Origin of the sequence: Citrobacter sp. wls613 (genome assembly GCF_005281195.1) — a bacterium.
Classification (GTDB): Bacteria; Pseudomonadota; Gammaproteobacteria; order Enterobacterales; family Enterobacteriaceae; genus Citrobacter; species Citrobacter gillenii.
Genome location: NZ_SZXN01000050.1, coordinates 36,761 through 54,504 on the forward strand (window position 1 = coordinate 36,761; position 17,744 = coordinate 54,504).

Sequence of the window (17,744 nt, forward strand, 5' to 3'; positions counted from 1 at the left end):
GAGTAGGCCTGATAAGCAAAGCGCCATCAGGCGTTAGCGTGGAGCCGGATGCGGCGCAAACGCCTTATCCGGCCTACACTCAATAATCGATCCCTATTTGGGCTTTCACCCCCGCCTCAAAGGCGTGCTTGACCGGGCGCAACTCGCTGACCGTATCAGCTAATTCCAGAATATCGCGATGGCATCCTCGACCAGTGATAATCACCGTCTGGTGAGAAGGGCGCGCGCTTAAGGCGTCGAGCACCTCTTCCAGCGGTAGATAGTCATACGCCACCATGTACGTCAACTCATCCAGCACCACCATATCCAGCTCAGGATCGGCCAGCATCCGTTTACCGTGCTCCCACACGGCCAGACAGGCAGCGGTGTCAGAATCTCGGTTCTGCGTCTCCCAGGTAAATCCTGTCGCCATGACCTGAAACTCAACGCCGTGGGGTTCCAGTAAGTTTCGTTCGCCGTTGGGCCACGTGCCTTTAATGAACTGCACCACGCCGACTTTTTTACCGTGACCGACCGCGCGCGTGGCGGTACCAAATGCGGCGGTGGTTTTCCCTTTACCGTTGCCGGTAAAGACGATGATGATACCGCGCTCGTCCTTTGCGGCGGCAACGCGTGCGTCAACACGGTCTTTTACGCGCTGCTGGCGCTGCTGATAGCGTTCTTCACTCATTGGGCAATTCCTGGTTTACGGCCCGGTTGGGCGTCGAAGGTCATACCGGTTTTACGCCGGCTGTCGTCGCCCATCAGCCACAGGTACAGCGGCATAATGTCGGCGGGTGTTTTTAATTTTTGTGGATCTTCTGTTGGGAATGCGCTGGCACGCATGCCGGTACGCGTGCCGCCAGGATTAATACAGTTTACGCGCAAATGATGGTTTTGATACTCGTCTGCCAGCACCTGCATCATGCCTTCGGTGGCAAACTTCGAGGTTGCATAGGCCCCCCAGTTGGCGCGTCCCTGACGACCAACGCTGGATGAGGTAAAGACCAACGATCCAGAATCAGACTTAAGCAACAAAGGGAGCAGCGCCTGGGTCAGCATAAAGGTGGCATTGACGTTTACCTGCATGACCTCCTGCCAGACCTGCGGAGTTTGTTCGATCATCGGACCGATTTCACCCAGTAACCCGGCATTATGCAACACGCCATCCAGACGCGGGTAATGGGCGTTGATTCGCTGCGCCAGTTCATGACACTCAGCGGAAGTACAGGTCAGCAGATCCAGCGTAAACCACTGCGCGGGCGCGCCGTTTTCTGAGGAAACGGCTTGGGCGACCTGACGAAGTTTTTCTTCATTGCGCCCGAGCAGAATCACGGTTGCACCGTAGCGGGCATAGGTCAGCGCAGCTTCTCGACCGATGCCATCGCTGGCTCCGGTGACCAGAATAATGCGATCCTGTAACAGATCTTGTTTGGGTTGGTAATGCACGGTTACTCCTCGGCGACGCTCTGGCCATCCCGTTTTCTAGAACTTGTCGGTTTTATGCCTTAAACCCTGCTATTTTTCAATCAGCCAAAGGTAATAACACCGTAAAATGAACACTTTGTCATGCTTTTTACCGATTACCATGCGGATGGATGAAGCAAGACGGGTTAACACACCTGTTGTACACTGAGCGAAAGTTGCGTTGTTTAACCAAGGTGGGATTCGTGGAATTGTTGTCTGAATATGGGCTGTTTTTGGCAAAAATCGTCACAGTGGTAGTGGCGATTGCGGTGATTGTTATGCTGATCGTCAATGCGACACAACGCAAGCGTCAGCGCGGTGAACTCCGGGTCATTAATCTCAGTGAACAATATAAAGAGATGAAAGAAGATCTGGCGATGTCTTTAATGGACAGCCACCAACAAAAGCTCTGGCATAAAGCGCAGAAAAAAAAGCACAAGCTGGAAGCGAAGGCGGCCAAAGCCAAAGCAAAATTGGGAGAGAATACATCATCGGGTAAACCGCGTGTCTGGGTGCTTGATTTTAAAGGCAGTATGGATGCCCATGAAGTCAGCGCGCTGCGTGAAGAGGTGACGGCGGTACTGGCGGTAGTAAAACCACAAGATCAGGTGGTTATTCGCCTGGAAAGCCCCGGTGGTGTGGTGCATGGCTATGGGCTGGCGGCATCACAATTGCAGCGTCTGCGCGATAAGCAGATCCCATTAACGGTGACGGTCGATAAAGTTGCCGCCAGCGGCGGATACATGATGGCCTGCGTGGCAGATAAAATTGTTTCGGCACCGTTTGCTATTGTGGGCTCAATTGGCGTGGTGGCGCAGATCCCTAACTTTAACCGTTTCCTGAAAGGCAAAGACATTGATATTGAGTTGCACACTGCCGGGCAATACAAACGGACGTTGACGCTGCTTGGTGAGAACACGGAAGAGGGTCGTCAGAAATTCCGCGAAGACCTGAACGAAACGCATCACCTGTTTAAAGATTTTGTGCACCGTATGCGTCCGACTCTGGACATTGAACAGGTTGCCACTGGGGAACACTGGTTCGGTCAACAGGCGCTGGAAAATGGGCTGGTGGATGAGATCAATACCAGCGATGAGGTGATCCTGAGTTTGATGGAGGGTCGCGAAGTGCTTAACGTACGCTATCTGCAGCGCAAAAAACTGATGGACCGTTTCACCGGTAGTGCAGCGGAAAGTGCGGATCGCTTGCTGCTGCGCTGGTGGCAGCGTGGTCAAAAACCGTTGATGTAAAATTGTCATTGCCGGATGGCGATGCTAAAGCATCTTATCCGGCCTACAGGATCGTCGCATCGTAGGCCGGATAAGGCGGAGCCGCCATCCGGCAAATCATTTCTTGTATTAATCGATCAGGTGATACTTTTCAGAAAGGACATGCGCCAGGTGTTTAAACATATTAAACACTGCGGTGCTTTTTGGCGTAGGAAGCCCTTGTTCATCTAAAAAGTAATCTCCGCTGAAAACCAGCACGCCATTACGCTGTGTGACGCCGGTGGCGACAATCCCCGCCAGCGTGTCCTCATGCTCACGAATGATTTTGTTGGCTTCAATCAGCAGAGTTTCGCGATCGATGGGTTGAGTGTCTTTATGCATTATTTACTCCTTAAACAAGGACATTAGTCTACGCCGAGCCCGCCTTATGGGCAAATATTCCCTGATAAAAGAGCGGGTCTTACGATAGTGTGCCCACTGGCGAGATTTGTTTTTGCATGCTAATAAAGTTGCGTAACGCATTTTATCAGGTACAGTGTGACGCTTTCGTCAATCTGGCAACAGATTTGCTTGACATTCGACCAATATTCCGTCGTGCTTTAGCGAATTCGTGAAAAAAATCCTGTTAACTCAGTTAGATGGGAGTTACATTACGAACCCGTGACCGGTACCAGGGTTGATATCCGCCGACGCAGAGACCATATCGATGTCTCGTCGCCAGTGGAAGGTGAATCAACGCGCGACGCATTCCTGGAAGAATCAAATTAGGTAAAGGTGAATATGGGTAAAGCTCTTGTCATCGTTGAGTCCCCGGCAAAAGCCAAAACGATCAACAAATATCTGGGTAATGACTACGTGGTGAAATCCAGCGTCGGTCATATCCGTGATTTGCCGACCAGTGGCTCAGCAACTAAAAAGAGCGCCGACTCAACCGCCACCAAAACGGCTAAAAAGCCCAAAAAGGATGAACGTGGCGCTCTCGTCAACCGTATGGGGGTTGACCCGTGGCACGACTGGGATGCGCGCTATGAAGTGCTGCCCGGTAAAGAGAAGGTCGTCTCTGAACTGAAACAATTGGCTGAAAAGGCCGACCACATCTATCTCGCAACCGACCTTGACCGCGAAGGGGAAGCCATTGCATGGCACCTGCGGGAAGTGATCGGGGGCGACGACACCCGCTACAGTCGCGTGGTGTTTAATGAAATTACCAAAAATGCCATTCAGCAGGCGTTTGAAAAGCCGGGCGAACTGAACATCGACCGTGTCAATGCGCAACAGGCACGCCGCTTTATGGACCGCGTTGTGGGCTATATGGTGTCGCCGCTGCTGTGGAAAAAGATTGCTCGTGGCCTGTCTGCCGGTCGCGTACAGTCGGTCGCCGTGCGCCTGGTTGTAGAGCGTGAACGTGAGATCAAGGCATTCGTTCCGGAAGAATTCTGGGAAATAGATGCCAGCACCACGACGCCTTCCGGTGACGCGCTGCCACTGGAAGTCACGCACCACAACGAGAAGCCGTTCCGTCCGGTTAACCGCGAACAGACACTTGCTGCGGTAAGCCTGCTGGAAAAAGCACGTTACAGCGTGCTGGAGCGTGAAGATAAGCCGACCAGCAGCAAACCTGGCGCGCCGTTCATCACCTCTACGTTGCAACAGGCTGCCAGCACCCGTTTGGGCTTTGGCGTGAAGAAAACCATGATGATGGCGCAACGCTTGTATGAAGCGGGCTACATCACCTATATGCGTACTGACTCAACCAACCTGAGCCAGGATGCGGTTTCTATGGTCCGCGATTACATCGGCGAAAACTTTGGTAAAAAGTATTTGCCGGAGAGCGCAAACCAGTACGCCAGTAAAGAAAACTCGCAGGAAGCGCACGAAGCCATCCGTCCTTCAGACGTCGCCGTACTGGCTGAATCGCTGAAAGATATGGAAGCTGATGCGCAAAAACTGTATCAGCTGATCTGGCGTCAGTTTGTCGCCTGTCAGATGACGCCAGCTAAATATGACTCCACCACGCTGACCGTTGGCGCAGGTGATTACCGCCTGAAGGCGCGCGGTCGTATTCTGCGGTTTGATGGCTGGACTAAGGTCATGCCAGCCCTGCGTAAAGGCGATGAAGATCGTATCTTACCGGCGGTGGATAAAGGCGATGTGCTGACATTGGTTGAACTGACCCCCGCGCAGCACTTTACCAAACCGCCTGCGCGCTTCAGCGAAGCGTCACTGGTTAAAGAGCTTGAAAAGCGCGGTATCGGTCGTCCATCTACCTATGCGTCGATCATCTCTACGATTCAGGATCGCGGCTATGTCCGTGTTGAGAACCGTCGTTTCTACGCAGAAAAAATGGGTGAAATCGTCACCGACCGCCTGGAAGAAAACTTCCGCGAATTGATGAACTACGATTTCACCGCGCAGATGGAAAACAGTCTCGACCAGGTGGCGAAACACGAAGCCGAATGGAAGGGCGTGCTCGACAACTTCTTCAGTGATTTTACTCAGCAACTCGATAAAGCCGAGAAAGACCCTGAAGAGGGCGGTATGCGTCCGAACCAGATGGTTCTGACCAGCATCGACTGTCCAACCTGTAGTCGTCAGATGGGTATCCGTACCGCCAGTACCGGTGTATTCCTCGGTTGTTCCGGTTACGCGCTGCCACCAAAAGAGCGCTGCAAAACCACCATTAACCTGGTGCCGGAAAACGAAGTGCTGAACGTGCTGGAAGGCGATGACGCGGAAACTAACGCGTTACGCGCGAAGCGCCGTTGCCAGAAGTGCGGCACGGCGATGGACAGCTACCTCATCGATCCAAAACGTAAGCTGCATGTGTGTGGTAACAACCCAACTTGCGACGGTTACGAAATCGAAGAAGGCGAGTTCCGCATCAAGGGCTACGACGGTCCGATCGTCGAGTGCGAGAAATGTGGTTCTGAAATGCACCTGAAAATGGGGCGTTTCGGTAAATACATGGCGTGTACTAACGACGAGTGTAAAAACACCCGTAAGATCCTGCGTAATGGCGAAGTTGCGCCACCGAAGGAAGATCCGGTTCCGCTGCCGGAATTGCCGTGTGAAAAATCGGACGCGTATTTCGTGTTACGTGATGGCGCAGCAGGTATCTTCCTGGCGGCGAATACCTTCCCGAAATCGCGTGAGACGCGTGCGCCGTTAGTGGAAGAGCTGTACCGCTTCCGCGATCGTCTGCCGGAAAAACTGCGCTACCTTGCCGATGCGCCGCAGACCGATCCGGATGGCAACAAAGCGATGGTGCGTTTTAGCCGTAAAACCAAGCAGCAGTATGTGTCTGCCGAGAAAGACGGTAAGGCGACCGGCTGGTCTGCATTCTTTGTTGACGGTAAATGGGTAGAAGGCAAGAAGTAGCAGCCCGACAGTTTGACATCGCCTTAAAGGGTCGCGTAAGCGGCCCTTTTTTATAGGTGACGGTATCTATACAGCTCTGATTAAAATGATATAGTGGTTATAGTTAACAAACTTTTTATTATTAAATCGTATTAGCAGCGCGATTCAGCCTGCTCATAAACGATGGTCTGATGCCGCTAATCTGGATGGTCTAACATGAAATTACAGCAACTTCGCTATATTGTTGAGGTGGTTAACCACAACCTTAATGTCTCCTCAACGGCCGAAGGGCTCTATACCTCTCAACCGGGTATCAGTAAGCAAGTTCGTATGCTGGAAGACGAACTGGGTATCCAGATTTTTGCCCGTAGCGGTAAACACCTTACGCAGGTTACCCCGGCAGGGCAGGAAGTCATTCGTATTGCGCGCGAAGTTCTGTCTAAGGTAGATGCCATTAAGTCGGTTGCCGGTGAACATACCTGGCCGGACAAAGGCTCGCTGTATATTGCGACCACCCACACCCAGGCGCGCTATGCGCTGCCTAACGTGATTAAAGGCTTTATTGAGCGTTATCCTCGCGTCTCTTTGCATATGCATCAGGGCTCGCCGACCCAAATTGCGGAAGCCGTGTCGAAAGGCAACGCAGATTTTGCCATTGCAACCGAAGCGCTGCACCTGTACGACGATCTGGTGATGCTGCCGTGCTACCACTGGAATCGTTCGATTGTTGTCACGCCGGACCATCCGCTGGCGGGTAAATCCTCCGTGTCGATTGAAGAACTGGCGCAATACCCGCTGGTGACGTACACCTTTGGCTTTACCGGACGTTCAGAACTCGACACCGCGTTTAACCGCGCGGGTCTGGAGCCGCGTATTGTCTTTACTGCGACCGACGCGGATGTTATTAAAACCTATGTGCGACTCGGACTGGGCGTGGGCGTGATTGCCAGCATGGCGGTCGACCCGATTTCCGATCCGGATTTGGTACGGGTTGATGCGCATGATGTCTTTAGCCATAGCACCACCAAAATCGGTTTTCGTCGTAGTACGTTCCTGCGCAGTTACATGTATGATTTTATTCAGCGTTTTGCGCCGCATCTGACGCGCGATGTAGTGGATACGGCGGTCGCGTTACGTTCTAACGATGACATTGAAGCAATGTTTAAAGATATTAAATTGCCGGAAAAATAATAACGGGCCAGCGCTCGTCGGTATCTCAGTATGAAAAACGCTACCGACGGGCAAGTCTGAATTAGTTATATTAACCGCATATTATTTAAGGAGAATGTTCGCCAAAGTAGTTTTAAATTAGAAAATCTGCTCAAAACCCTGTCAAATATTTAAATCGGATCAAACAATTGATTTATTCACGGCCCAGGATTCGAAAATTAACTGGCTTTTTCACGCCTTTTTCTTTAGGATTTCTCTTATCTGATGATTAATTGTACCAATCGTTTGGTGTCAATATGATAAGTGATTTCGATAGTATGAGGTTAGCGATGCCTTCTGGAAACCAGCCAGCACGCCGGGATCCCGCGCTGAAACGTAAAGCATGGTTCACGGTCTTTCTCGGTTCAGTCCTGTTCTGGATTGTTGTTGCGCTCGTGGTTTGGAATGTGTGGAGTTAGTCATGTCCGTGCAACAGCAGCAACCCACGTCTACACCTTCTCAGCAAGACAATGAGCCAGCGCAGGATGCGACTACTGAATGTAGAAAGAATATTCCTGACGCGTGGCAACTTTCCCCGGCACAGCAGGCTTTTATTGATCTATTTGATGAAGACGAAGAACAGAAACAATAATTAACCCGCGTTTTATAGCCGTCATACTTAAAGCAGCATGTGCGTTATTTCCGTTCGTTCACCCCAGTCACATAGTTATCTATGCTCCTGGCGATTCACTCACTTGCCGCCTTCATGCCGCTCTAATTATTTTGGCTATATCTTCATTAGAATTAGTTCACCGTATTGAAGAGTGAATGACGTAATTCCACCTTCACGCCGTAATCCCCTTGTATCGCCATTTATGCTTCTCCGCTTTTATCAATTTGAGTTGTTATCAAAGCGTTACATTTTGTTTGTGTTATCTTTAATACTAACCCTGAGAAAAGTCAGGGGATGCCACCCTGTCATTTAAGGAGGAGCTATGTCGTCGACCCTACGCGAAACCAGTAAGGACACATTGCAGGTTAAAGATAAAACCTACCGCTACTACAGTTTGCCGCTGGCTGCCAAATCATTGGGTGATATCACCCGTCTACCCAAATCGCTAAAAGTCTTGCTGGAAAACCTGCTGCGCTGGCAGGACAGTGATTCAGTTACTGAAGAAGATATTCATTCTCTGGCTCGATGGCTGGACAATGCCCATGCCGATCGCGAGATTGCCTACCGACCCGCCCGTGTACTGATGCAGGATTTTACCGGCGTTCCGGCGGTGGTCGATCTGGCGGCCATGCGCGAAGCGGTTAAACGCCTCGGCGGTGATACGGCTAAAGTGAACCCGCTTTCACCTGTTGATCTGGTGATTGACCACTCGGTGACGGTAGACCACTTCGGTGATGATGATGCGTTCGAAGAGAACGTTCGCCTGGAAATGGAGCGTAACCACGAGCGCTATGTGTTTCTGAAATGGGGGCAGCAGGCATTCAGCCGCTTCAGCGTTGTACCGCCGGGGACGGGGATCTGCCACCAGGTTAACCTCGAATACCTGGGAAAAGCGGTGTGGAGTGAATTGCAGGATGGCGAGTGGGTGGCTTACCCGGACACGCTGGTTGGTACCGACTCCCACACTACGATGATTAACGGCCTTGGTGTACTGGGGTGGGGCGTGGGCGGAATTGAAGCAGAAGCCGCGATGCTGGGGCAACCGGTCTCAATGCTGATTCCGGATGTCGTTGGCTTCAAGCTGGATGGAAAACTACGTGAGGGGATCACCGCCACCGATCTAGTCCTGACCGTGACCCAGATGCTGCGTAAGCACGGTGTGGTCGGTAAATTTGTTGAATTCTATGGTGATGGCCTCGACACGCTGCCGCTGGCAGACCGTGCCACCATTGCCAATATGGCACCGGAGTATGGTGCGACCTGCGGTTTCTTCCCCATTGATGGCGTCACGCTCGAATACATGCGCCTGAGCGGTCGCAGCGAAGAGCAAGTTGAGCTGGTTGAGTCCTACGCCAAAGCGCAGGGAATGTGGCGTAATACGGGCGATGCGCCGATCTTTACCAGTTCACTGGAACTGGACATGGCCGATGTGGAAGCCAGCCTGGCCGGACCGAAGCGTCCGCAGGATCGCGTCGCGCTGGGGGATGTCCCGAAAGCATTTGCGGCAAGCAATGAGCTTGAGCTGAACAGTTCGCACAAAGACAGTCAGCCGGTCGACTATGTTCTGAACGGTCATCAATACCAGCTGCCAGACGGTGCGGTGGTGATTGCGGCTATTACCTCCTGTACCAACACCTCAAACCCGAGCGTGCTGATGGCGGCGGGCTTACTGGCGAAAAAAGCGGTCACTCTTGGTCTGAAACGTCAACCATGGGTCAAAGCCTCGCTAGCACCGGGATCAAAAGTGGTGTCTGACTATCTGGCGCAGGCCCGGCTGACCCCGTACCTTGATGAACTGGGGTTCAATCTGGTTGGCTATGGTTGTACCACCTGTATTGGTAACTCTGGGCCGTTACCCGATCCTATTGAAACGGCGATTAAAAAAGGTGACCTGACGGTGGGGGCGGTACTTTCCGGTAACCGTAACTTTGAAGGACGCATTCATCCGTTAGTGAAAACGAACTGGCTGGCCTCTCCGCCGCTGGTGGTCGCTTACGCGCTGGCGGGCAATATGAACATTAACCTGACCAAAGATCCGCTCGGACACGATAAAAAAGGTGACCCCGTATATCTGAAAGATATCTGGCCTTCTGCACGGGAAATTGCCCGCGCCGTCGAGCAGGTATCCACGGAGATGTTCCACAAAGAGTATGCGGAAGTGTTTGAAGGTACGCCGGAATGGAAATCGATCAATGTTGATCGTGTCGACACCTACGGCTGGCAGTCTGACTCGACCTATATTCGCCTGTCACCGTTCTTCGAGGGCATGCAGGCTACACCGGCTCCGGTAAACGATATTCATGGGGCGCGTATATTGGCGATGCTGGGTGACTCGGTGACCACAGATCATATTTCCCCCGCTGGCAGCATTAAGGCGGACAGCCCGGCAGGACGCTATTTGCAGAGCCACGGCGTTGAGCGCCGGGATTTTAACTCCTATGGTTCACGACGTGGAAATCATGAAGTGATGATGCGAGGTACTTTTGCCAACATTCGTATCCGCAATGAAATGGTGCCGGGAATTGAAGGCGGGATGACTCGCCATTTACCGGGGACGGAAGTGGTAGCCATTTACGATGCGGCCATGCGTTATCAGCAGGAGAGCGTGCCGCTGGCGGTGATTGCCGGTAAGGAATACGGATCAGGCTCCAGTCGCGACTGGGCAGCGAAAGGTCCACGTTTACTGGGTATTCGCGTGGTCATCGCAGAATCGTTTGAGCGAATTCACCGTTCCAACCTGATTGGTATGGGGATCCTGCCGCTGGAGTTCCCGCAAGGGGTGACGCGTAAAACGTTGGGACTCACCGGTGAGGAAGTGATTGATATTACGGATTTACAAACAATTCAACCGGGCGCCACAATTGCGGTGAATATGATGCGCGCAGATGGCAGCAAAGAGGTGATTATGTGCCGCTGTCGTATCGATACTGCGACGGAGTTAACCTACTACCAGAACGACGGTATTTTGCACTATGTGATTCGTAATATGCTGAAGTAAAAAGTGAAAAAGCCTGCGTAAGCAGGCTTTTCATGGGGCAGGTGCATGTGCAATTACCGGGCGATTATTCGCTCAATAAATGGCCCATTTTGGCGGCTTTGGTATCCAGATAATGCGCATTTTTCGGGTTCCGGCCCACGATCAGCGGCACGCGTTCGACAATATTGATCCCAGCTTCGGTCAGAATCTCAACTTTCTTCGGATTATTGGTCAGCAGTCGTACTGCATCTACGCCCAGCAGCTTAAACATATCTGCGCACAGGGTGAAGTCGCGCTCATCGGCAGCAAAACCTAACTGGTGGTTGGCTTCAACGGTATCGTAGCCTTGATCTTGCAACGCATAGGCGCGGATCTTATTCAGCAGGCCGATGTTGCGACCTTCCTGACGATGGTAAAGCAGGATACCGCGTCCCTCTTCAGCAATGTGCGTGAGCGCGGCTTCCAGTTGGAAACCGCAATCGCAACGCAGGCTGAAAAGCGCATCGCCAGTCAGACATTCGGAATGGACGCGTGCCAGGACCGGTGTTTGACCCGAAATATCGCCAAATACCAGCGCGACATGATCGTGCCCGGTTGCCAGTTCTTCAAATCCCACCATCAGGAAATCACCCCAGGGGGTCGGCAGTTTGGCTTCTGCCACACGTTTAAGCTGCATGTATTTCTCCAGATTACGCTGGCACTCGCCGTGCCGTCGCCTATTGGCTTCTGTATGGCGCTATTTTGCCATAAGGCGACGGCGTTCGCCTAATGGCGGCAGCGCATTCGTATTTGCAATGGCACAAAATTGTCAATTTTCCCGGCGCGCAATTTTTTCAGTTATGATTGTGAGACTTATCGACGAAAGGAGATGCAATGCTTTCTATCGCAAAGCGAACCGCCGTAGGTGCTGTTCTGTTGTTGATTATGCCAGTGTCCATGTGGGTGTCTGGCTGGAGTTGGCAGCCAGGGAACAATGTCTGGTGGTTAAAATCCTTATACTGGATAACGGAAACGGTGACGCAACCCTGGGGAATCATTACTCATGTGTCCCTGTGTGTGTGGTTTTTGTGGTGTCTGAGATTTCGTCTGAAAGCCGCGATGATGCTGTTCGCCATCCTTGCCGCGGCAATTTTGATCGGCCAGGGGGTCAAGTCATGGGTAAAAGAAAGGGTGCAGGAGCCACGACCTTTTGTGGTTTGGCTGGAAAAAACGCACCATGTCCCTGTTGATGAGTTCTACACTTTAAAGCGTAAAGAGCGCGGACACTTAGTCAAAGAGCAATTATCAGGACAGCAGGATATCCCGATCTTTTTACGTAAACACTGGCAAAAAGAGACGGGTTTCGCATTTCCCTCTGGTCATACGATGTTTGCCGCCAGTTGGGCGTTACTGGCCGTGGGGCTATTATGGCCGCGTAGACGTACGCTAACGATTGTTTTCTTGCTGGTCTGGGCGACGGGTGTAATGGGCAGTCGTTTGTTACTGGGCATGCACTGGCCGCGAGATTTAGTCGTGGCGACGTTGATATCATGGCTGCTGGTTACGTTGGCGACATGGCTTGCACAACGGGTCTGTGGGCCATTAACACCGCCGGTTCAGGAGCAACAAGAAATCGCGCAGCGTGAACAAGAAAGCTGACCGTGATTGATTTTTCGTGTTTTGCCCTTAAATCATAAAGACTAAAGCGCTTTTCCATTTCGCACTCGTCGTGAAAATGGTAATTTAAAGGGCTCAACGCGGTAAGTTGTACACGATTTATTCGCTCAAACCACATAACGGGAAGTAATGTGAAATATTTACTCATTTTCTTACTGGTGTTGGCGATTTTTGTTATTTCGGTGACATTAGGTGCGCAAAACGATCAACAGGTAACGTTTAACTACCTGCTGGCCCAAGGTGAATATCGTATTTCTACGCTGCTTGCCGTGTTGTTTGCTGCAGGATTTGCGATTGGTTGGTTAATTTGCGGCCTTTTCTGGCTGAGGGTTCGCGTGTCTCTTGTGCGTGCCGAACGTAAAATCAAACGACTGGAAAACCAGCTTGCGCCTGCGACCGACGTTGCGGTTTCTGCCGATTCGTCGGTTGTGAAGGAATAATTATTTATGCTGGAGTTGTTGTTTCTGCTGTTACCTGTAGCCGCTGCCTATGGGTGGTATATGGGTCGCAGAAGTGCGCAACAAACAAAACAGGACGAAGCTAACCGTCTGTCGCGTGACTATGTCGCCGGGGTTAACTTCCTTCTGAGCAACCAACAAGATAAAGCGGTGGATCTGTTCCTCGATATGTTGAAAGAGGATACCGGCACCGTTGAGGCTCATCTCACCCTCGGAAACCTGTTCCGCTCGCGCGGTGAAGTCGATCGCGCTATCCGCATCCATCAAACGTTGATGGAAAGTGCGTCATTGACCTACGAACAGCGTTTGCTGGCGGTTCAACAACTCGGTCGCGATTACATGGCCGCAGGTCTGTATGACCGCGCTGAAGACATGTTCAATCAGCTTACCGATGAAACCGATTTCCGCGTGGGTGCGTTGCAACAGCTGTTGCAGATCTATCAGGCAACCAGTGAGTGGCAAAAAGCCATTGACGTTGCGGAACGCCTGGTGAAGCTCGGTAAAGATAAGCAGCGAATTGAGATCGCACACTTCTACTGCGAACTGGCCCTTCAGCAACTGGGCAGCGACGACATGGACCGCGCCATGACGTTGTTAAAAAAAGGGGCTGCCGCCGACAAAAACAGTGCGCGGGTTTCCATCATGATGGGACGCGTGTACATGATGAAAGGGGACTATGCGAAGGCGGTCGAAAGCCTGCAGCGCGTAATTTCCCAGGACAAAGAGCTGGTCAGCGAAACGCTGGACATGCTACAGAGTTGCTACCAGCAACTTGGTAAGAACGATGAATGGGCGGAGTTCTTACGCCGCGCCGTAGAGGAGAATACCGGTGCCGCCGCTGAGCTGATGTTGGCGGATATCCTCGAAGCGCGTGAGGGCAGCGATACCGCGCAGGTTTATATCACCCGTCAGTTGCAGCGTCATCCGACGATGCGCGTCTTCCACAAACTAATGGACTATCACCTCAATGAGGCCGAGGAAGGGCGTGCTAAAGAGAGTCTGATGGTGTTACGGGATATGGTCGGCGAACAGGTTCGCAGTAAGCCGCGCTACCGCTGCCAGAAATGCGGATTTACCGCCTACACGCTGTACTGGCATTGCCCATCGTGCCGTTCATGGTCAACCATTAAGCCAATTCGCGGTCTTGACGGTTTGTAATTAAAAAAATACCGACTTTAGTTACAACATCCTTATTGTTTAATAACATCCTGCACATTTAGCCTCCGTGCCACATCGCCAGGCAGCGATGTAATCGAATCTGTTAATTTCCTATGACCACAGGTAGAATGCACGCCGTTTACCCATTTTGTGCCGAAAGGTGCCCATCTTCAGGAAGGTCTGGTTATGACGTTTACTGCTTCATCTTCTCCCCGTGCTGTTACTGATTCTCCTGTCGTTGTCGCTCTGGACTACAATAATCGCGATAAAGCATTGGCATTTGTCGACAGAATTGATCCCCGTGATTGCCGTTTGAAAGTGGGCAAAGAGATGTTCACGCTTTTTGGGCCTCAATTGGTGCGCGACCTGCAACAGCGTGGATTTGACGTATTTCTGGACCTGAAATTCCATGACATCCCCAATACCACGGCACATGCCGTAGCGGCTGCGGCAGACCTTGGCGTGTGGATGGTTAACGTTCATGCCTCGGGTGGGGCACGGATGATGACGGCGGCTCGTGAAGCCTTGGTACCATTTGGTAACGATGCGCCGTTGTTAATTGCCGTGACGGTGCTGACCAGCATGGAAGCCAGCGACCTTGCCGATCTGGGAGTGACGTTGTCACCTGCGGAGCATGCAGAAAGACTGGCACGGTTAACGCAAAACTGCGGGCTGGACGGCGTTGTCTGTTCTGCACAGGAAGCGGTACGATTCAAACAAGAGTTTGGTCAGGCGTTTAAGCTGGTAACGCCTGGTATTCGTCCTGAAGGCAGTGAAGCGGGCGATCAGCGCCGCATTATGACGCCACAGCAGGCACTGTCAGCGGGTGTGGATTATATGGTGATTGGTCGTCCGGTCACGCAGTCGGCGGATCCGGCCCAGACGCTGAAGGCGATCAACACCTCACTGAAACGAGGAGCGTAAATGAGCGACGCTAACTCTCGTCTGGTCTACTCGACTGAGTCTGGACGAATTGACGAACCTAAAGCGGTGACAGAACGTCCAAAAGGCGATGGTATTGTGCGAATTCAACGCCAGACCAGCGGTCGAAAAGGAAAGGGCGTTTGCCTGATTACCGGTATTGATCTGGACGACTTAGAGCTAACCAAATTAGCAGCCGAGTTAAAGAAAAAATGTGGCTGTGGTGGGGCCGTGAAAGAGGGCGTCATTGAAATACAAGGCGATAAACGCGACCTGATTAAATCCTTGCTGGAAGCCAAAGGCTTGAAAGTTAAACTGGCTGGCGGCTAATAAAAAAAGCCACGAAAATATTCGTGGCTTTATTATTAGTAATGTAAATAGTACGGTCGCGAAAAAGTAAACGTATTATTATATCGAGCCGGTCAACCGTAGATTATTTACCCACCTGGTGGCCGATAATACCACCTACTGCAGCACCACCCAGCGTACCCAGCGTACTGCCGTCCGTCAGGACTGCACCACCAATGGCACCTGCACCCGCACCAATGGCGGTGTTGCGGTCTTGTTTAGACCAGTTAGAGCAGGCACTCAAAGACATAGCCAGAGTAATCGCCAGAATGGCAGCGGTCATTTTTTTGCTCGTTACTAACATAATACTTTCTCCTGAATGATTGATTCACGGAATCCAGTCTCTTTAATGATAGCGTGAAATTAAGGTCATTAAAGGTATTTCCGTGAAACCGTTTAGCGCAGGGCATGACCATCAATCATCTGTTGATGAGAGCGTGTTCCTGTTATATCGCTAACATTAATTTTACGACATTACCCTGTTAACAACAGGTAAAAAGTCTTAATTGGACGGTCGGATAAGTCTCAGAGAGAAGATGATTTGCCGACAGACAAATCATCTGGTGATGTATTATGCGTGGGTATCGATGATGTTAACGATTAGTCCTGAATGCTCTAGTTGCATTTGCACGCTGGCGCTGAGTTTTGCATCAGTGACGACACGATTGAATCGCTCCAACGGACCTAGTGTGTACGGATGAATGGCGTCAAACTTCGAGCTGTCGGTGAGCACAATCACCTCTGAGCCTTTTTCCAGCACTGCATTGACCACGTCTGAACGCATCATGTCACGGCCGGTGAAGCCGGTTTCAGGCTGCCAGCCATCGATTCCAATAAAAGCCTTACTAAAGTGAACCTGCTGGATAAACTGACGCGTTAATGGCCCAACCATGCTTTCGCTTTTTTTCTGATAGATCCCGCCGAGGAGGATTACTTCGCAGGGTGTTTCTTTCAGCAGGTGAGCGATATAGCTGCTGACCGTAATGATAGTGACGTCTTTTTGTTCCGCCAGCGTTCTGGCCAGCAGTGCATTACTGCTACCGTTTTCAATAAATACGGATTCACCAGGATTGACCAGTGAGGCGGCAAACTCAGCCAGTTCACGTTTCAGGGTGAAGTTGGTCATCATACGCGTTTCAACATCGTCGCTATTCAGTGACACTGCGAAACCATGCGCACGGCGTAAATAACTCTGTTTTTCCAGCGTGTTCAGATCCTGTCGAATCGTCACTTCAGAGACACCGGTGATTTTGGCAAGCTCAGATACGCTCATCTGGCCTTTATCGGTCACCATCTGCAAAATAGATTGTTGTCGGGAATTCATAGTATTAATTTTTATAGCGGTATCGTATCGGACATTAAACGGAGGTTACGTTATCAGCAGTCTGATATCAGCAACCACATAACAAGTACAAAGCCGTCAGATCTCCCACGGGGCTTTGTGTTTTTTTGACACTGGCGCTGTTTCTTCGTTGACCGTGCTTAACAGTTCAGCCTTGAGGATTTCGAGATTGTGGATGGCTGAATGAGAGTCACCTGCAACAAGGATATCCAGTACGGTATCAATGCGTTCGGCCAGTCGTTTTGCGTCGATATCAGACATGGTCATCATCCTGGTGTCAAAAAATTTAGAATTTCATGATGCAGAAAATCATCACAAAAGAGAAGGGAAAAATAGTATTAACCGACATGATCGGAGAATATTATATATTCCGTGATTACAGACAGATACGATAGTCACGGAATGTACATTCTTCGCTATTTCTCGACGAGTATTCCTGCATGGTTAGCGCATTTTTTTATTCAGATGTCGCTTATACCAACGTTCAAACGCGGCAGCTGGCATTGGCTTAGCGAACAAAAATCCCTGACGCTCATTGACACCATTCTTGGTCAGAAAGGCATCCTCTTTCGCACTTTCCACGCCTTCAGCAATCACCTGTAGATTTAGCGCTTGCGCCACCGCAACAATGGCGCGTACCAGCGACTGTGAAATTGATTGTTTGTGGATATCCCTGACGAAGGTCTGGTCCAGTTTAATCGCATCGAGCGGGAAGCGGGCAAGCTGGGAAAGTGAAGAGTATCCTGTGCCAAAATCATCCAAATGGATCTGGGCGCCAAGCTGACTAAACTGCTGAATAACGGACAGTGCCAGCTGTTCATTCTCAATTAAACTGCTTTCCGTTAACTCGACGTCAATGGGGCAATACTCAAAATTCAGATCGTGGAGAACCTGCTTCAGATCGGTGAACAGTGTTTGATCGGCCAGTTGACGCGCCGAGACGTTTACCGCCACGCGCAAATTGATCCCCTTATCGCGCCACTTCGCCACCTGGCGCACAACGTCCAGAATCACCCAGCGCCCCAGCGGG

Annotated in this window: 19 protein-coding genes; 11 read left to right on the plus strand and 8 right to left on the minus strand. The window is 51.2% G+C overall.

Features of this window, described 5'->3' with window-relative positions:
* Positions 1-79: 79 nt before the first annotated feature.
* Both cobO and FDX01_RS08460 read right to left on the minus strand, forming a co-directional pair.
* The gene (gene cobO / locus FDX01_RS08455; RefSeq protein ID WP_096756819.1) at positions 80-670 is read right to left on the minus strand and encodes a cob(I)yrinic acid a,c-diamide adenosyltransferase; all 591 of its coding nucleotides are present in this window, start codon (positions 668-670) and stop codon (positions 80-82) included.
* Positions 667-1,428: a YciK family oxidoreductase gene (locus FDX01_RS08460; protein ID WP_137399616.1), complete on the minus strand. Its 762-nt coding sequence runs from the start codon at positions 1,426-1,428 to the stop codon at positions 667-669. The genes cobO and FDX01_RS08460 overlap by 4 nt, the downstream gene beginning before the upstream one ends.
* 221 nt (positions 1,429-1,649) lie before the next feature.
* On the opposite strand from FDX01_RS08460, the gene sohB reads away from it, so the two are divergent.
* Positions 1,650-2,696, plus strand: coding sequence for a protease SohB (sohB, locus tag FDX01_RS08465; RefSeq protein ID WP_137399617.1), 1,047 nt, complete (start codon positions 1,650-1,652; stop codon positions 2,694-2,696).
* A 108-nt stretch (positions 2,697-2,804) separates the two neighbouring features.
* On the opposite strand, the gene FDX01_RS08470 is transcribed toward sohB, so the two are convergent.
* A complete protein-coding gene (locus FDX01_RS08470; RefSeq protein WP_003020616.1) occupies positions 2,805-3,056 on the minus strand; it encodes a YciN family protein in 252 nt (83 codons plus the stop codon).
* Between the two features lie 399 nt (positions 3,057-3,455).
* On the opposite strand from FDX01_RS08470, the gene topA reads away from it, so the two are divergent.
* The 5 genes from topA to acnA all read left to right on the plus strand — a co-directional run bounded on the left by topA (position 3,456) and on the right by acnA (position 10,852).
* Positions 3,456-6,053, plus strand: coding sequence for a type I DNA topoisomerase (topA, locus tag FDX01_RS08475; protein WP_137399618.1), 2,598 nt, complete (start codon positions 3,456-3,458; stop codon positions 6,051-6,053).
* A 195-nt stretch (positions 6,054-6,248) separates the two neighbouring features.
* A complete protein-coding gene (gene cysB, locus FDX01_RS08480; RefSeq protein WP_115258322.1) occupies positions 6,249-7,223 on the plus strand; it encodes an HTH-type transcriptional regulator CysB in 975 nt (324 codons plus the stop codon).
* A 296-nt stretch (positions 7,224-7,519) separates the two neighbouring features.
* Positions 7,520-7,660 (plus strand): YmiA family putative membrane protein, encoded by a 141-nt coding sequence (locus FDX01_RS08485; protein WP_213083822.1) that lies wholly within the window; start codon positions 7,520-7,522, stop codon positions 7,658-7,660.
* A 2-nt stretch (positions 7,661-7,662) separates the two neighbouring features.
* On the plus strand, positions 7,663-7,833 hold the full coding sequence (locus tag FDX01_RS23060; RefSeq protein WP_168246952.1) for a hypothetical protein: 171 nt from the start codon (positions 7,663-7,665) through the stop codon (positions 7,831-7,833).
* A gap of 343 nt (positions 7,834-8,176) precedes the next feature.
* Positions 8,177-10,852 (plus strand): aconitate hydratase AcnA, encoded by a 2,676-nt coding sequence (acnA, locus tag FDX01_RS08490; RefSeq protein WP_117342888.1) that lies wholly within the window; start codon positions 8,177-8,179, stop codon positions 10,850-10,852.
* Between the two features lie 64 nt (positions 10,853-10,916).
* Here acnA and ribA read toward each other — a convergent pair whose 3' ends face one another.
* The gene (gene ribA / locus FDX01_RS08495) at positions 10,917-11,507 is read right to left on the minus strand and encodes a GTP cyclohydrolase II (RefSeq protein ID WP_096756827.1); all 591 of its coding nucleotides are present in this window, start codon (positions 11,505-11,507) and stop codon (positions 10,917-10,919) included.
* Between the two features lie 197 nt (positions 11,508-11,704).
* Here ribA and pgpB point away from each other — a divergent pair, with 197 nt between their 5' ends.
* The 5 genes from pgpB to yciH all read left to right on the plus strand — a co-directional run bounded on the left by pgpB (position 11,705) and on the right by yciH (position 15,354).
* Positions 11,705-12,469, plus strand: coding sequence for a phosphatidylglycerophosphatase B (gene pgpB, locus FDX01_RS08500; protein WP_137399619.1), 765 nt, complete (start codon positions 11,705-11,707; stop codon positions 12,467-12,469).
* 149 nt (positions 12,470-12,618) lie between these two features.
* Positions 12,619-12,927 carry a LapA family protein gene (locus FDX01_RS08505; protein ID WP_096756830.1) on the plus strand — a complete coding sequence of 103 codons (309 nt, stop codon included), beginning with the start codon at positions 12,619-12,621 and terminating at the stop codon, positions 12,925-12,927.
* 6 nt (positions 12,928-12,933) lie between these two features.
* Positions 12,934-14,103, plus strand: coding sequence for a lipopolysaccharide assembly protein LapB (lapB, locus tag FDX01_RS08510; protein WP_096756831.1), 1,170 nt, complete (start codon positions 12,934-12,936; stop codon positions 14,101-14,103).
* A 186-nt stretch (positions 14,104-14,289) separates the two neighbouring features.
* Positions 14,290-15,027, plus strand: a complete 738-nt coding sequence (gene pyrF / locus FDX01_RS08515) for an orotidine-5'-phosphate decarboxylase (protein WP_115258326.1) — start codon at positions 14,290-14,292, stop codon at positions 15,025-15,027.
* Complete coding sequence (yciH, locus tag FDX01_RS08520; RefSeq protein WP_115258327.1) at positions 15,028-15,354, plus strand: stress response translation initiation inhibitor YciH; 327 nt, start codon at positions 15,028-15,030, stop codon at positions 15,352-15,354.
* A 103-nt stretch (positions 15,355-15,457) separates the two neighbouring features.
* Here yciH and osmB read toward each other — a convergent pair whose 3' ends face one another.
* The 4 genes from osmB to FDX01_RS08545 all read right to left on the minus strand — a co-directional run.
* Complete coding sequence (osmB, locus tag FDX01_RS08525) at positions 15,458-15,676, minus strand: osmotically-inducible lipoprotein OsmB (RefSeq protein ID WP_096756834.1); 219 nt, start codon at positions 15,674-15,676, stop codon at positions 15,458-15,460.
* Between the two features lie 267 nt (positions 15,677-15,943).
* Positions 15,944-16,696 carry a DNA-binding transcriptional regulator YciT gene (locus tag FDX01_RS08530; protein ID WP_117342885.1) on the minus strand — a complete coding sequence of 251 codons (753 nt, stop codon included), beginning with the start codon at positions 16,694-16,696 and terminating at the stop codon, positions 15,944-15,946.
* A 96-nt stretch (positions 16,697-16,792) separates the two neighbouring features.
* Complete coding sequence (locus FDX01_RS08535) at positions 16,793-16,984, minus strand: hypothetical protein (RefSeq protein WP_167456050.1); 192 nt, start codon at positions 16,982-16,984, stop codon at positions 16,793-16,795.
* 174 nt (positions 16,985-17,158) lie between these two features.
* Positions 17,159-17,744: EAL domain-containing protein (locus tag FDX01_RS08545; protein WP_137399626.1), on the minus strand; the 586-nt coding region annotated here is incomplete at its 5' end.

Bases quoted from the DNA above. Each gene is read 5' to 3' on its own strand.
- FDX01_RS08470 (WP_003020616.1), bottom strand. From the start codon at position 3,056: ATGCATAAAGACACTCAACCCATCGATCGCGAAACTCTGCTGATTGAA.
- FDX01_RS08530 (WP_117342885.1), bottom strand. From the start codon at position 16,696: ATGAATTCCCGACAACAATCTATTTTGCAGATGGTGACCGATAAAGGC.
- lapB (WP_096756831.1), top strand. From the start codon at position 12,934: ATGCTGGAGTTGTTGTTTCTGCTGTTACCTGTAGCCGCTGCCTATGGG.
- ribA (WP_096756827.1), bottom strand. From the start codon at position 11,507: ATGCAGCTTAAACGTGTGGCAGAAGCCAAACTGCCGACCCCCTGGGGT.
- osmB (WP_096756834.1), bottom strand. From the start codon at position 15,676: ATGTTAGTAACGAGCAAAAAAATGACCGCTGCCATTCTGGCGATTACT.
- yciH (WP_115258327.1), top strand. From the start codon at position 15,028: ATGAGCGACGCTAACTCTCGTCTGGTCTACTCGACTGAGTCTGGACGA.
- topA (WP_137399618.1), top strand. From the start codon at position 3,456: ATGGGTAAAGCTCTTGTCATCGTTGAGTCCCCGGCAAAAGCCAAAACG.
- pgpB (WP_137399619.1), top strand. From the start codon at position 11,705: ATGCTTTCTATCGCAAAGCGAACCGCCGTAGGTGCTGTTCTGTTGTTG.
- acnA (WP_117342888.1), top strand. From the start codon at position 8,177: ATGTCGTCGACCCTACGCGAAACCAGTAAGGACACATTGCAGGTTAAA.
- cobO (WP_096756819.1), bottom strand. From the start codon at position 670: ATGAGTGAAGAACGCTATCAGCAGCGCCAGCAGCGCGTAAAAGACCGT.
- FDX01_RS08485 (WP_213083822.1), top strand. From the start codon at position 7,520: ATGAGGTTAGCGATGCCTTCTGGAAACCAGCCAGCACGCCGGGATCCC.
- pyrF (WP_115258326.1), top strand. From the start codon at position 14,290: ATGACGTTTACTGCTTCATCTTCTCCCCGTGCTGTTACTGATTCTCCT.
- FDX01_RS23060 (WP_168246952.1), top strand. From the start codon at position 7,663: ATGTCCGTGCAACAGCAGCAACCCACGTCTACACCTTCTCAGCAAGAC.
- cysB (WP_115258322.1), top strand. From the start codon at position 6,249: ATGAAATTACAGCAACTTCGCTATATTGTTGAGGTGGTTAACCACAAC.
- FDX01_RS08535 (WP_167456050.1), bottom strand. From the start codon at position 16,984: ATGATGACCATGTCTGATATCGACGCAAAACGACTGGCCGAACGCATT.